Source organism: Rhizobium sp. ZX09, from assembly GCF_017357485.1.
Taxonomy (GTDB): Bacteria; Pseudomonadota; Alphaproteobacteria; order Rhizobiales; family Rhizobiaceae; genus Agrobacterium; species Agrobacterium pusense.
In genome coordinates this window covers 2,783,053-2,797,535 of record NZ_CP031363.1, presented here as the reverse complement: position 1 = coordinate 2,797,535, position 14,483 = coordinate 2,783,053, and the positions used below count along the sequence as shown (strand labels likewise).

Genomic DNA, 14,483 nt, shown 5'->3' with positions numbered 1-14,483 from the left:
GTGAAGCGTTTCCTCTAATCCGTGCACGCGACATAGCAATGACATGGACCGGCCAAAAGCCGGTCAATGCGCCTCGTCCCAGTTGTCAGCCGCGCGGGCATCCACCTGCAATGGCACCTTCATGGAAATTGCCGGCATGGCCGCATTTTCCATGACCGAGACGACGACGGGCAGAGTTTTCTCGATTTCCGCTTCATCGACCTCGAAGATGAGTTCGTCATGCACCTGCAACAGCATGCGGGCGGAAAGGTTTTCAGCCTCCAGCGCCGGTTCGATACGGACCATGGCGCGCCGTATGATATCCGCCGCGGAGCCCTGGATCGGCGCGTTAATGGCGGCGCGCTCGTTGAAGGCCTTCACGGAAGGGTTGGACGAGCGGATTTCCGGATAATGGGCGCGGCGGCCAAAAATCGTCTCGACATAACCGTTCTCACGGGCGAAAGCCTTTGTCGCCTCCATGTAGTCGCGGATGCCGGGAAAACGCTCAAAATATTTCTTGATATATTCGCCGGCTTCAGAACGGGTGATACCGAGCTGGTTGGCGAGACCGAAAGCCGAAATACCGTAGATAATGCCGAAATTGATGGCCTTGGCGCGGCGGCGCACTTCCGAGGGCATGCCTTCGACAGGCACGCCAAACATTTCCGAAGCCGTCATGGCATGAATGTCGATGCCGTTTTCGAAGGCGTTGCGAAGCTGCGGAATATCGGCGACATGGGCCAGCACGCGCAGTTCGATCTGGCTGTAGTCGGCGGAAAGAAGCTTGTGGCCGGGCGTGGAGATGAAAGCCGTGCGGATCTTTCGCCCTTCCGCCGTGCGAACGGGGATGTTCTGAAGGTTCGGTTCCGAGGACGACAGACGGCCTGTTGTGGTGGAGGCCAGCGCATAGGATGTATGCACGCGTTTCGTCTCAGGGTGGATATATCCCGGCAGTGCATCCGTATAGGTGGATTTCAGCTTCGTCAGCTGCCGCCAGTCGACGATCTTGCGGGGCAGTTCAATACCTTCAGCCGCCAAATCCTCCAGCACCTGCGCCGAGGTCGACCATTGGCCGGTCTTGGTCTTGGAGCCGCCCGGCAGGCCCATCTTGCCGAACAGGATGTCGCCGAGCTGCTTTGGCGAGCCGATGTTGAAACGCTCGCCGGCCAGCTCGTAGATTTCCTCTTCAAACGCTGCCGCCTTCTGGGCGAGTTCGCCGGAAAGACGTGAGAGGATTTGCCGGTCGACAGTGATGCCACGCTCCTCCATATGCGCCAGAACAGGCACAAGCGGACGTTCCAGCCGCTCGTAAACCTTGGTCAGCCGTTCTGAAACAAGCCGCGGCTTCAGCGCCATCCACAGCCGCAAGGTGACGTCAGCGTCCTCCGCTGCATATGCCGTCGCCTTGTCGATGTCGACAAAATCGAAGGTAACGCTCGACTTGCCCGATCCCGCCACGTCCTTATAGGGGATCGGCGTATGGCCGAGCCAACGTTCGGACAGCGAATCCATGCCGTGCGTCGCTTTGCCAGCCTCAAGCACATAGGAGATCAGCATCGTATCGTCGAAACTCTGCATGACGACGCCATGGCGTTTCATGAGCAGATAGTCATATTTGAGATTTTGCGCGACCTTCAGCACGGCCTCGTCTTCAAGCAGGTCCTTGAGACGGACCAGTGCTTCGTCAAACGGCACCTGGCCTTCGGCGAGCCTGATACCATCGCTGAATAGATCGCCGCCTGAGCCAGTCTTGTGCGTCAAGGGAATGTAGGCGGCGCGTATATCGCTGCCCGAGGCATCCTTGCCATTATCGGCGATTGCCAGCGAAAACCCGACGAGTTCCGCCTGCATCGGATCAAGCGAGGTCGTTTCCGTATCGAAGGCGACGACCCCCGTTTCCCGCGCCGCCGCAACCCAGAGGTCCAGCGTCGCAAGATCCCTGATCGTCGTGTAGGCGCTCGTGTCGATCTTGGCGGCGGCAAAAAGCGTCTGGCGGGCGGTGGCAAGATCAGCCGGCGCGCTGCCCTCCCCGGCACCTTTCCGCGCCGGGATAGCGGGCGAAACCGCAGTCCCTGTTACGCCAGCAGCCGCTTCGCCCGCAGCTGGAGTGGCCGGCGCATCGAGATCGGGACCATGGGCGTCAGCGCCCCACTGAACCGGCACATTGGCGGCCTCAATGGCGGAAGCATCGGTCTCTGTCGCTTCGGCAACCCGCCGCGTCAGCGTGGTGAATTCCATCGCCTTCAGGAAGGCAATGAGTTTCGGGCCGTTCTGAGGTTCCAGCACCAGTGCTTCAAGCGGCTGATCCAGCGGCACGTCGGTCCTCAGGGCCACGAGCTGTCTGGAAATACGAGCAAGTTCCGCATTGGCGATGATATTTTCCCGACGCTTCTGCTGCTTGATCTCACCTGCCCGGGCGAGCAGCGTATCAAGATCGCCGTATTCTTCCAGCAATTGCGCGGCCGTTTTTGGACCAATGCCGGGGATGCCCGGAACATTGTCGGTCGAATCGCCGGTCATGGCCTGCAGGTCGATCATCTTTTCGGGACCCACGCCCCATTTCTCTATGACATCGGGGATGCCGATCTGCTTGTCCTTCATCGCATCGTACATGTGGACATTGGCAGTGACGAGCTGCATCAGATCCTTGTCGGAGGAGATGATGGTGACATCGGCCCCAATGGCCTCCGCCTGCCGGGCATACGTGGCGATGATATCGTCCGCCTCGAAGCCTTCCGTCTCGATGCAGGGAAGGTTGAAGGCGCGCGTCGCCTCCCGTATCAGCCCGAATTGCGGCACCAGATCTTCCGGCGGCGCCGTGCGATTGGCTTTATAGAGATCATAAAGCTCATTTCGGAATGTCTTTGACGAATAATCGAAAATTACCGCAAAATGCGTGGGCGTCACGCCGACATCGGTGTTGCGCGCATCCTTCAGGAGCTTCCACAACATGTTGCAGAAGCCGGAAACGGCGTTGACCGGCAGCCCGTCCGACTTGCGGTTCAGCGGCGGGATGGCATGGAAGGCCCGGAAAATGAAACCGGACCCGTCAACGAGGAAGAGATGATCGCCTTTTTTCATGGGTAGCATGGATAGCGCGGGGGCGTTTTAACGTCTACCGAAACTTCGCGGAACACACGGTAAAGAGCCGGAACCGAGGCGGTGAAAAAAGCGCGTCGCATTTCACCCGAACGTTACCGATTTGTAATCCATCTTTCCCTTGAAAAGCCGCATTTGCAGACACATTTCTTAGAGGACGGCGCCTGATCACGCCGTAGTCTGATAGCTGGCTCGTCCCCCGCCGCGTCAGACCGGACAAAGGCCTTTCCCCCTCTCCGGGCCTTTGTCCTCCAATATGACCGCCATGGCCGTCCCCTCCAGGCCATGGCGGTTTTATTTTGCGCCTGTTACCGGCTGGCAAAAACATATCGTGCGATATATATCGCACTATTGAATTGCCGGCGCCGTCTGGCCAAAACTGTCTGAGGGACGGAGGAATGGGATTTTCCCGGGATGAATCGGCCATCTATCTCGCCGCCAAAATGGCGCGGGAGTTCACTATGGCGCTGCAGAAAAGAGCCGCCGCATTGGGCTTCTCTCCCGGCCAATTCCCCATTCTCATCGAGCTCTGGCATGAAGAAGGGCTGACGCAAAGGCAGTTGCTCGACAGAATCGATGTCGAACAGGCAACGCTTGCTAACACGCTCTCACGCATGGAGCGCGACGGGCTGATCGTGCGAAAGACGCATCCCGGTGACCGCCGCGCCCAGATCATCGAATTGACGCAGCGCGGCAGGGACCTGGAAGCGAATGCCATTGCCGCTTCTGAGGCCACCGAAGACATGTTGCTTGCGGATTTCCGGCGTTTTGAACGCCAGCTTCTGCTGGAATATATGCGCCGCGCCATCGAGAGCGCAAAAAAAGCAAAATAGCGCTTCCAACTCGAAACCGCTTCGCAGTTTTCCTGAACTGCTCTATCGTTCCCGCGGCCGCGCGTTTGCCGATTCACGACACGCCGGCCCTTGTTTCCCGCGATGCGCGATGCCCGGATGTTTCGTCTTATCGCCGGGTCACGACAGACATGACAGGATCAGCGATGACAGACGTTTCCCCCATTCTTTCCACTGCCGATGACAATCTCACCTCCAGCCTCGAGCGACTGTTCGAACTCGTCCGCATTCCGTCGATTTCCACGGACCCCGCTTACAAGGCGGAGTGCCGCAAGGCGGCGGAATGGCTTGTGAGAACGCTTTCAGCGCTCGGCTTTACCGCCTCCGTTCGCGATACAGCCGGTCACCCCATGGTGGTGGCGCATCACGATGCGGCCACCGAAGACGCCCCACATGTGCTTTTCTACGGCCATTATGATGTACAGCCGGTCGATCCGCTCGATCTCTGGGAAAACGATCCTTTCGAACCCGCCGTCAAGGATATCGGCGCAGGCCGTCAGGTGATTACAGGACGCGGTACGGCGGATGACAAGGGCCAGCTGATGACGTTCGTGGAGGCCTGCCGCGCCTACAAGGCCGTGAATGGCGGCCTGCCGGTGCGCGTCACCATTCTTTTTGAAGGTGAAGAAGAATCCGGTTCGCCCTCGCTGAAGCCGTTCCTTGAAGCGAATGCGCAAGAGCTGAAGGCGGATTATGCGCTGGTCTGCGATACCGGCATGTGGGACCGGGATACGCCCGCCATTGCCGCGGCGCTGCGTGGTCTGGTCGGCGAAGAAATCGTCATCACCGCCGCCGATCGCGATCTGCATTCGGGTCTTTTCGGTGGTGCCGCCGCAAACCCCATCCACATCCTGACCGACATTCTCGCTGGCCTGCATGACGAGACCGGCCGCGTGACGCTCGACGGCTTCTATGACGGCGTGGAAGAAACGCCCGCCAATATCAAGGCTGCCTGGGAAACGCTGGGCCGCAGCGCAGAAACCTTCCTCGGTGAAGTGGGCCTTTCGGTTCCCTCGGGTGAAAAGGGCCGCTCCGTGCTGGAACAGACCTGGGCGCGGCCGACAGCGGAGGTCAACGGCATCATAGGCGGGTACACCGGTGATGGTTTCAAGACCGTTATCGCAGCAAAAGCTTCCGCCAAGGTATCGTTCCGCCTTGTCGGCGAACAGAACCCCGCCGCCATTCGCAAAAACTTCCGGGCCTATGTACGCTCGAAAATTCCGGCTGATTGCTCCGTGGAATTCCATGAGCATGGCGCATCGCCGGCGATCCAGCTTTCATACGATTCACCCGTCCTGACCAAGGCGAAGAACGCCCTTTCGGAAGAGTGGCCAAAGCCGGCCGTCGTGATCGGCATGGGCGGCTCTATCCCGATCGTGGGCGATTTCCAGAAGATGCTCGGCATGGATTCGCTGCTCGTCGGTTTCGGCTTGACGGACGATCGCATTCATTCGCCGAATGAAAAATACGACCTGCAGTCCTTCCACAAGGGCATTCGCTCCTGGATCCGCATTCTCGACGCACTGGCCGCGAAATAAAAAAGAGGAGGCGCCACTGGTCGGGCGCCTCCGCTCACTCCAAAAACAAAAAGGCCGGGCAAGCCCGACCTTTCCATCCGTTTTCCGTCAATGCCAGTACATCCGTGGTCAAAGCGGTTCAACGGTCTGATGTTTCAGAGCGCGTCGATTTCCGACGCTGCTTTCATAATCAGGATCATCTGTTTTGGTTAATCTTTGGTTAACGCAACAACAGCGGCATCTTAAGACGCCCCTGACAGTTTTCATCTGAAACACTGTTGAACCTTATATCGGTATACGTACCGCCGTTTTCAAGACCCCGCCCGCCGGACTTCATTCCAAAGAAAAAGGCCGGAAAAATCCGGCCTTTCAGTTCATGCAAGAAACCCTTTCGGGCCTGTTGCGTATCAGGCAGCGACGAGGTTGCCTGCGGACATCTTGCCGGAGCGGCGGTCCTGCATCAGCTCGTAAGAAAGCTTCTGGCCGTCGTTGAGGGCGGTCAGACCTGCGCGCTCAACAGCCGAGATGTGAACGAATACGTCCTGCGAACCGTCGTCCGGCTGAATGAAGCCGTAGCCCTTGGTTGCGTTGAACCACTTTACTGTACCAGTCGCCATAACGATTTCCTTCCGTTGGCAATTGTATTTGCGCTGCGAGCAGCGCGGTCTTGGGGTCGAATTTGAAGGAAAAGATCGTCGTGAGCGTCTGGAAAGACGCCGAAGCTCTGGTCGTCAAACAAATATCGATGGCGAAGTACCTAGGTTGGAAGGGGCTGAAAGTCAAGTTTCTTTGAACGAAACTATCGCATCAGGGGTCCGCCAGGGCTCGAAAAAGGGAAGCGCCAAATAGCAAAAACCCGGCGCGGGAGGAGGTGCGCCGGGTTCTTGAAACTGACTGACAATTGGGAGGAGGAGTATTGTCAGTCCAATCGGGCGACGCTGGGAGGAGGAGTGCGTCGCTTCGATGTTTTGAACATACAGGATCGCCGCTCAAAAAACAGACATTCTATCGCAGCGCAGCATTGCGATTATTGCATAGCTACTGCGTGACATCTTGAACAACCATTTCTAACCGCCTAACAAATACGCATGTCTATTCAATCCGTCAGAGCATTTTTTGCCGAAAAATCACCCGAGGTGACGATCATTGAAACGGAAGCCAGTTCGGCAACCGTTGCGCTCGCCGCTGAAGCACATGGCGTCGAGCCAGACCAGATCGCCAAGACGATCTGCCTGAAGGCGGGTGAAGCCATCCTGCTGGTTGTCACCGCAGGTACGAAACGCCTCGACAACAGGAAATTCCGTGATCATTTCGGAACGAAACCGCGCATGCTGGGGGCGGACGAGGTGGTTGCGGTGACCAGCCATCCTGTCGGCGGCGTGTGCCCCTTCGGCTTGCCGTCACCTTTGCCGGTGTTTTGCGACATATCGCTGAAAGATTATCTTGAAGTGGTTCCGGCAGCCGGCGCCACCAATGCAGCGGTGCGGATTTCTCCCCATGTGATGGCCGAACTGACTAAAGCAGAATGGGTCGACGTCTGCCAATGACGCCGATTTGATCCGGCCTGGGCTTAACCCCGCCTTAAATTGCCGCATTTAAACTCTTCATCCTGGATTATGGATCGCGCAGGCATAGACGCCTGAGGCCGACAAGGCACAGGCGGTCCCCCAAAAGGAGCGATTTCGGCTGGATGGCAGGCAAGGGTAGATCACGCGAACGGGTAGAACCCTCCTTCGGGGATTTCCACGAGTCCGGTGACGATCTGCGTCTTGACGAAAGCGAGCGCATCAGCGGCACTGCAAAACAGTCGCCGAAGAAACCGAAACAGGCTTCACGCCGACCCAAGACGAAAAACGAAAAGCGCGCCCGCGGCACAGGTCGGGGGGCGACGGGTTTCATCCGGTCCCTCGTCTATTGGTGCATCGTGCTGGGCATTTGGGGCGGTATCGGGATTGCCGGACTTGTGCTTTATTATGGCGCGCGCATGCCGAGTGCCAGCAGCTGGTCCATTCCAGAACGTCCGCCGAATGTGAAGATCGTTTCCGTGAATGGCAGCGTGCTTGCAAACCGCGGCACGACCGGCGGCGAGGCGCTCGCGCTGGAAGACATGTCGCCCTATATTCCACAGGCTGTGATGGCGATTGAGGACCGGCGGTTTTATTCCCATTTCGGGGTCGATCCGCTTGGTCTCGGACGTGCCATCGTCACGAATGTGCTGACGGGGCGAACCGTGCAGGGCGGCTCGACACTGACGCAACAGCTGGCGAAAAACCTTTTCCTTTCGCCGGACAGGACCCTCGAACGCAAGGTTCAGGAAGTGCTGCTGTCGTTTTGGCTGGAGCACAAGTTCACCAAGGATCAGATCCTGGCGATGTACCTCAATCGCGTCTATTTCGGATCCAACGCCTATGGCGTCGAGGCGGCCTCGCGGCGCTACTTCAACAAATCCGCTCGCGACGTCAATCTGGGCGAAGCGGCGATGCTCGCCGGGCTTCTCAAAGCGCCCTCGCGCCTTTCGCCGGCACGGGACCCACAGGCAGCGGAAGAACGGGCGCAGGTCGTGCTGCAATCCATGCGCGACGTCGGTTTCATTACCGATGATGAGATCAAGACCGCCATGTCGCAGCCGCCGACCAAAGCGAAACGCTTCTGGTCCGGTGCCGAACATTATGCCGCCGACATGGTGCTGGAAGAGGTGCGCGGCCTGGTTGGCGAGGTCAAGCAGGATATCGTCGTCGATACGACAATCGATCCCGATCTCGAGCGCGATGCCGAAAAGGCGCTGACCCACGTGCTGCAGGGCGACGGCAAAAAACAGGGCGCCTCCCAGGCGGCACTGGTTTCCATCGATGGTACGGGCGCGATCAGGGCCGTGGTGGGCGGCGCGGATTATGCCGAAAGCCAGTTTAACCGCGCTGCCAAGGCAAAACGGCAACCCGGCTCGGCATTCAAGCCCTTCGTCTACGTCGCCGCCCTCGAATCCGGGCTCACGCCCTATACCATTCGTAATGACGGGCCTGTTCGTATCGGCAACTGGACCCCGGAAAATTATGAGAAGAAATTTCGCGGCGAAGTGACACTGGCCACGGCGCTGGCCAACTCCCTGAACACCATCGCCGCCCAGCTGGTGATGGAGGTCGGTCCCGAGCGGGTGACACAGGTGGCGCATCGCATGGGCATCGAATCGGAGCTGCAGAACAATGCCTCCATCGCGCTCGGCACTTCGGAAGTGTCGCTGATGGAACTGACAGCTTCTTATGCTCCCTTCATGAATGGCGGCTATAAAGCCACGCCGCACATCGTGAAGCGTATCACCGATGCCGATGGCAAGGTGCTTTATGAAAACAAATATGACAATCCGCCACGGGTGCTGAGCGAAGAAATTGCCGCCACGATGAACGGCATGCTGTCGCGCGTCATCACCGAAGGTACCGGCAAGGCCGCGCGCCTGCAGGGCTGGCAGGCAGCGGGGAAATCCGGCACCACTCAGTCTTTCCGCGATGCGCTCTTTGTTGGCTATACGAGCAATCTGACGACCGGCGTCTGGTTTGGAAACGACGACGGCACCTCCATGAAAAAGGTCACGGGCGGCGGCCTTCCTGCAAGGGCGTGGAAAGAGTTCATGACCGCGGCTCATTCCGGTCTTTCGCCTTCGCCCCTCTTCGGTCTTGGTGCAGGCGGCGTGCCGCCGCTCATGGATATGCAGCAACCGGCGCCGGAGAATGCGCCCTCCTCCATTGGCGACATCATTTCCAACGCGCTGGGCGGCGGAACGACTGATAACCGCGCCTATCCCGCGGCGCCGGCATCACCCACACCGAATCAGCCAGATGGGCAGCCGGGAGGGCTGACGCCGCCGGCTAATATTCCTTCGCGGGATATCGAACCCCGTTATTCCGCCGGCAACGGCCCTGTGCCGCCGGCCGATATTGGCGGTGAAGCGCCTGACGCGTCGGGACCGAAACAAACCACCCTGCTCGACATTCTGATGGGTCGCTGACAGGTTTTTAAATCGTCGCCAAGTCCCGGCAACGAAGGACGAAGCGACCGAGGTCCGCGTCCTCACCCCTTTTGTTTCACGCTTTCGGTGGCCGAACCGGCCGCCGCCCCATCCACGGCGGCGAATCGGCGCCTGAAGCGCAACACCTGCGTGCATACGTTAACTTTAGATTGATATTTGCCTAGACACGGCTACATTTCGGATGACTTTTTAGGGTAAATGAATTATTAATCGTTCATATAAATTAAATTTCTTCTATCAAAATAAGTTTTTCAGGATCCTATATTATGTTGGGTACTAAAGGCTCATCCCATGCCGTTTTTTTCGGCGATCCCTATTCCTCGGCCATCACTTTCGAGACACCGGAAACGCAGCCCTGCATTTTTGAGAAACGGGTATCTCCACTACAACGCGGCCAGTTCGCGCTCAAAAGAACGATGGACATTGCGGGGGCGTCCATCGCCCTCGTCGCACTGGCTCCCGTCCTGCTGACGGTGGCAGCGCTCGTCAAGCTCGACAGCCGCGGGCCGGTCCTGTTCTCGCAGGTCCGCTGGGGCATGAATGGACGGAAGATTCGCGTCTATAAATTTCGCTCAATGAGAACAGACATGTGCGACGCTACCGGCGTGGCGCAAACAGTGAAGGATGACCCGAGAATAACCCGCATCGGCGCCATTCTCCGGCGCACGAATATTGATGAGCTGCCACAGCTCATCAATGTGCTCAAGGGTGACATGTCGCTGGTCGGACCGCGCTGCCATGCCATCGGCATGCTGGCGGCCGGCCGTCTCTACGAGGAGCTGGTTCCGCACTATCACCTGCGGCACCGGATGCGGCCAGGCATCACGGGACTTGCCCAGATGCGGGGCCTGCGCGGGCCGACGGATCGCAGCGACAAGGCAAGGGCACGCATCGTATCCGATCTTTATTATGTCGAAAACTTTTCGGTCTGGCTGGATGTCAGGATCATGGTCGGAACGGTGATTTCCGAGTTGCGGGGCGGCAAGGGCTTCTGATCTTCGAGAGGCAAGGCAAGATTGCGAAAAGAAAAGCCCGGCATCTCTGCCGGGCTTTTCTCATGAACTGTCGTCACCTTCAATTTGTCGGCGCGGGAGCTGCAGCCGGGTCCGGCAGCGGCGCCGGGTTCGCAGACAGCGTGCGGAGATAGGCAATAAGATCTGCTCTTTCCGTTTCTTTCTTCACACCCGCAAAGCCCATGGCCGTGCCTGGAACGTGCTTTTTCGGGGCTTCAAGAAAATAGTTGAGATGATCGTAATCCCAGTGCTCGGCTCCACCCTTGGAGAAATCCTTCATCGCTGCGGAGTAGCTGAAACCTTCGTGGCTGGCGATCGGCCGGTTGACGACATCGAAGAGATTGGGGCCGACCTTGTTTGCACCACCACTCTCTCCGGTATGACAGCTCGTACATTTCTTGAAGACCGCTTCGCCCTTGGCGGCGTCCGCGCTGGCGAGCAACTGTGCGATCGGGGTGGCCTCAGCCGCCGCTTCTCCGCCGCCCGTTCCGCCGCTGCTTTCTTCCGCGACGATGGCGTAACCTTCCTTTTCGGGCGCGGGCGCATGGAAAATGCCCTCGGACGCAATCGACACCGACATCAGGACGAATACTGTACCCAGAAACGCCCCAACGCCCATATTAACATAAGAATTCATCTAAACGCGCTCCCTCGCATCCGCTCGATATAACGGGCATCTTGAAATTGCTCGAAAGCTATGGCTTTTGCACAGCCTGCGCAACTTGAATAATGCTCCCCACACCGTGACGTTTTGACACTTTTCGGGCGGGATTTGAAGGGTGTCGGATGAATAATCGGGATTTCGAGAAAGCTGTCGTCCTCATACCGGCGCGAATGGCCTCCACGCGCCTGCCCGGCAAGCCGCTTGCCGACATTGGTGGCAAGCCGATGATCGTGCAGGTTGCGCAGCGGGCACGTGAGGCCGGCGCGGAGCGAATCGTCGTCGCGGTCGATGACGAACAGGTATTTTCGGCGGTTCAAAATGCCGGTTTCGACGTGATGATGACGCGTGACGACCATCAATCCGGTTCGGATCGCATTTTCGAAGCGCTGCAGAAGGCCGACCCCTATGGCAAGGCGGAATATGTTATCAATGTTCAGGGCGACCTTCCAACCATCGAGGCGGAAACTATACGCGCCTCGTTGCGCCCGCTGGAGAACGCCGCCGTCGACATTGCGACACTGACGGTCGAAATCACCGACGAGGAAGAAAAAACCAATCCGAACGTAGTGAAAGTTGTGGGCAGCCCACTTTCCGAAACACGTCTGCGCGCGCTTTATTTCACCCGCACCACCGCGCCTTACGGCGAGGGGCCGCTTTATCATCATATCGGGCTCTACACCTATCGCCGTGCTGCGCTCGAGACATTCGTGAGTCTACCGCCCTCACCGCTGGAAAAGCGCGAGCGGCTGGAGCAGCTGCGTGCTCTCGAAGCGGGCATGCGCATTGATGCCGAGATCGTCCGCTCCGTACCGCTCGGTGTCGATACACCGCACGATCTCGAAAAAGCCCGCAAAATTCTTGCAAGCAGAACCCTTTAACGGACAGTCCCATGAGCTTGATCACCAATCGCATTGCCTTTCAGGGCGAATTCGGCGCGAACTCCGACATGGCCTGCCGCGACATGTTTCCGAACATGGAACCATTGCCGTGTCCGACATTCGAGGATGCGTTCAACGCCATTGAAAACGGCGAAGCCGATCTCGGCATGATCCCGATCGAAAACACTCTGGCCGGCCGCGTGGCGGATATTCATCACCTGCTGCCGGAATCGCGCCTGCATATCATCGGCGAATATTTCATGCCGATCCGCTTTCAGCTGATGGTGATGCCGGGCGTGAAAAAGGACGAAATCCGCACCGTCCACAGCCACATCCACGCACTTGGCCAGTGCCGCAAGATCATTCGTTCCAACGGCTGGAAACCCGTCATCGCCGGCGATACGGCAGGATCGGCAAGGCTCGTTTCCGAAACGGGCGACCGCAGCATGGCGGCGCTTGCGCCGCGTCTTGCCGCCAGCCTTTACGGTCTCGATATTCTCGCCGAGAATGTCGAGGATTCGGAAAACAACGTCACGCGCTTCGTCGTGCTTTCCCGCGATGAAAACTGGGCCAAGCGCCAGTCGAGCGAAGAAATCGTCGTCACGACCTTCGTTTTCAACGTCCGCAACATTCCCGCGGCACTCTACAAGGCCATGGGTGGCTTTGCGACGAACGGTATCAATATGACGAAGCTCGAAAGCTACCAGCTCGGCGGCAAATTCGTGGCGACGCAATTTTATGCCGACATTGAAGGCCATCCCGATGACGAACCCGTGCGGCATGCGCTGGACGAGCTGCGCTTCTTCTCTGAAAAAGTCCGCATTCTCGGCGTCTACAAGGGCCATGCGATGCGCGGCAAGCTCAACCAGAGCTGAGCCTGCCGCGATCTCCTACTTCGGCCATTCCACCCAGTCGCGCATCAGGCGATGCGCGATGGCTCCCATGGGCGGCGCAGAAAGACCTTCGCCCGCCGGGGCCTCCAACATCTTTGCCACCTCTTCCCGCGTGAACCAGCGGCAATCCTCAAGCTCGACCTCATCGCGTGCGATCTCAAAAGACAACGCCTCGGCATAACAGCCGATCATCAGCGTATGCGGCATCGGCCAAGGCTGGGAGGCGTGATAACGGACGCGGCCGATTTCGACACCGGATTCCTCGTGCGTTTCACGGCGAACAGCCTGTTCGATGGTCTCGCCCGGCTCCACAAAACCGGCGAGGCACGAATACATGCCCGGCGCAAAATGCGCTCCGCGGCCAAGCAGGCACAGATCGCGCTCGATGTCGATCGTCATCATGATCACGACGGGATCGGTGCGTGGAAAGATAGTGTGGCTGCAGTCGGCGCAGATGCGCTTGTAGCCGCCGATTCGCAGCTCCATGGCTCCACCGCATTTCCCGCAAAAGCGGTTGTCGGCGTTCCAATGTGTGAGGCTGACGGCCTGGGCGACCTCACTCAGCAATTCCTCTTCCAGCAGGTGATCGCGATAAAGCGTGCGGGCATCGGCAAGTTTGTAGTGGCTCGCCAGCTGGTCTTCGGCCACGGCAACCGGAACGGCGATTCGCGGTTCGCCCGTCTCCCGATATCCAAGCAGGACGGCATTGTCGAAATCCGGCTGCAATTCGGCCAGCTCATAGGCGGAAAACAGGGGGTCGATGACCTGCTCGTCATGCTTCAGGACAAGCCGGTTGCCGGAAAAGGCAAAAATATGGGTGCCGTCTATTTTCAGCGCATCGGCAACGCATTCCTCCGTCCGCTTTTCCGCGAAACGGTCGAGGGCATTTTTGGAAAAAGCCGTCAGCAGACTTGCTTCGGGATGGGGGGCAGTGGTTTCAAAAATTTTCATGGAAATCATCAGAGTGCGCCGGAGATTTTTTTCATCAAAGTTTCCTTTTCGCCCGCGGCATAAGGCACGGGCGTCCCGTGACCCCAGATGGGGCCGGGCCAGCAGGTGTCGCCTTCATTGCGGGCGATAATATGGACATGCAGTTGCCGGACGATGTTGCCCAGAGCGCCCACATTGATCTTGGTGGCCGCGGTAATTTCTTTCAAGGCGGACGCGACAAGATTGGTCTCGAATGTCAGCACGGCCTGATCAAGCGGAGTAAGATCGAACAGCTCGCTGACGCCCTCTCGCTGCGGCACCAGCACCAGCCATGGCCAGCGGCTGTCATTTTGCAAACGCAGTTCACATAGCCCCAAACGCGTCACGAGCACGCTATCGCGCGCCAGTCTTTCGTCCAGCTGGAATGTCTCCAAGGTGTCCTCCATGTTTGTTTTCATTGTGATAGCAGTTTTTTGAATGCTTGGCTTGCATTTGCTGTCGATATTGCCGATATGTGGCCCCGGGAGGTTGGTGGTGGACGAGCCACTCGCCAACCGGGTCAGGTCCGGAAGGAAGCAGCCCTAACGAGCCCGGCACGGGTCGCCGTGCCAGCCTCCCACCTTTTAAAAGACGTGCTC

General features: G+C 58.3%; 12 protein-coding genes and 1 other RNA gene. 8 read left to right on the top strand and 5 right to left on the bottom strand.

Annotated features, from left to right (window positions below; genetic code table 11):
* Positions 1-63: 63 nt before the first annotated feature.
* Complete coding sequence (gene polA, locus BTN45_RS13630) at positions 64-3,060, bottom strand: DNA polymerase I (RefSeq protein WP_207588283.1); 2,997 nt, start codon at positions 3,058-3,060, stop codon at positions 64-66.
* 416 nt (positions 3,061-3,476) lie between these two features.
* On the opposite strand from polA, the gene BTN45_RS13625 reads away from it, so the two are divergent.
* Both BTN45_RS13625 and BTN45_RS13620 read left to right on the top strand, forming a co-directional pair.
* Positions 3,477-3,911 carry a MarR family transcriptional regulator gene (locus BTN45_RS13625; RefSeq protein WP_022555354.1) on the top strand — a complete coding sequence of 145 codons (435 nt, stop codon included), beginning with the start codon at positions 3,477-3,479 and terminating at the stop codon, positions 3,909-3,911.
* Between the two features lie 164 nt (positions 3,912-4,075).
* Positions 4,076-5,467, top strand: coding sequence for a dipeptidase (locus BTN45_RS13620; RefSeq protein ID WP_207588281.1), 1,392 nt, complete (start codon positions 4,076-4,078; stop codon positions 5,465-5,467).
* Positions 5,468-5,853: 386 nt separating this feature from the next.
* Here the strand turns inward: BTN45_RS13620 and BTN45_RS13615 are convergent, their stop codons facing one another.
* Positions 5,854-6,063, bottom strand: a complete 210-nt coding sequence (locus tag BTN45_RS13615) for a cold shock domain-containing protein (RefSeq protein ID WP_003492998.1) — start codon at positions 6,061-6,063, stop codon at positions 5,854-5,856.
* Between the two features lie 471 nt (positions 6,064-6,534).
* On the opposite strand from BTN45_RS13615, the gene BTN45_RS13610 reads away from it, so the two are divergent.
* The 3 genes from BTN45_RS13610 to BTN45_RS13600 all read left to right on the top strand — a co-directional run bounded on the left by BTN45_RS13610 (position 6,535) and on the right by BTN45_RS13600 (position 10,462).
* Positions 6,535-6,993 (top strand): YbaK/EbsC family protein, encoded by a 459-nt coding sequence (locus BTN45_RS13610; protein ID WP_207588279.1) that lies wholly within the window; start codon positions 6,535-6,537, stop codon positions 6,991-6,993.
* A 143-nt stretch (positions 6,994-7,136) separates the two neighbouring features.
* A complete protein-coding gene (locus BTN45_RS13605; protein WP_207588278.1) occupies positions 7,137-9,446 on the top strand; it encodes a transglycosylase domain-containing protein in 2,310 nt (769 codons plus the stop codon).
* 287 nt (positions 9,447-9,733) lie between these two features.
* The gene (locus BTN45_RS13600) at positions 9,734-10,462 is read left to right on the top strand and encodes a sugar transferase (protein ID WP_072493781.1); all 729 of its coding nucleotides are present in this window, start codon (positions 9,734-9,736) and stop codon (positions 10,460-10,462) included.
* 79 nt (positions 10,463-10,541) lie between these two features.
* Here the strand turns inward: BTN45_RS13600 and BTN45_RS13595 are convergent, their stop codons facing one another.
* Positions 10,542-11,117 carry a cytochrome c family protein gene (locus BTN45_RS13595; RefSeq protein WP_142182101.1) on the bottom strand — a complete coding sequence of 192 codons (576 nt, stop codon included), beginning with the start codon at positions 11,115-11,117 and terminating at the stop codon, positions 10,542-10,544.
* A 149-nt stretch (positions 11,118-11,266) separates the two neighbouring features.
* Here BTN45_RS13595 and BTN45_RS13590 point away from each other — a divergent pair, with 149 nt between their 5' ends.
* Complete coding sequence (locus BTN45_RS13590; protein WP_004439098.1) at positions 11,267-12,022, top strand: 3-deoxy-manno-octulosonate cytidylyltransferase; 756 nt, start codon at positions 11,267-11,269, stop codon at positions 12,020-12,022.
* Positions 12,023-12,033: 11 nt separating this feature from the next.
* The gene (locus BTN45_RS13585; protein WP_004439096.1) at positions 12,034-12,897 is read left to right on the top strand and encodes a prephenate dehydratase; all 864 of its coding nucleotides are present in this window, start codon (positions 12,034-12,036) and stop codon (positions 12,895-12,897) included.
* 15 nt (positions 12,898-12,912) lie between these two features.
* Here BTN45_RS13585 and nudC read toward each other — a convergent pair whose 3' ends face one another.
* Positions 12,913-13,875 (bottom strand): NAD(+) diphosphatase, encoded by a 963-nt coding sequence (gene nudC, locus BTN45_RS13580; RefSeq protein ID WP_207588277.1) that lies wholly within the window; start codon positions 13,873-13,875, stop codon positions 12,913-12,915.
* A complete protein-coding gene (locus BTN45_RS13575) occupies positions 13,875-14,303 on the bottom strand; it encodes an HIT family protein (protein WP_006699828.1) in 429 nt (142 codons plus the stop codon). The genes nudC and BTN45_RS13575 overlap by 1 nt, the downstream gene beginning before the upstream one ends.
* Before the next feature lie 65 nt (positions 14,304-14,368).
* Here BTN45_RS13575 and ffs point away from each other — a divergent pair.
* An RNA gene (ffs, locus tag BTN45_RS13570) (signal recognition particle sRNA small type) lies at positions 14,369-14,465 on the top strand.
* Positions 14,466-14,483: the final 18 nt, after the last annotated feature.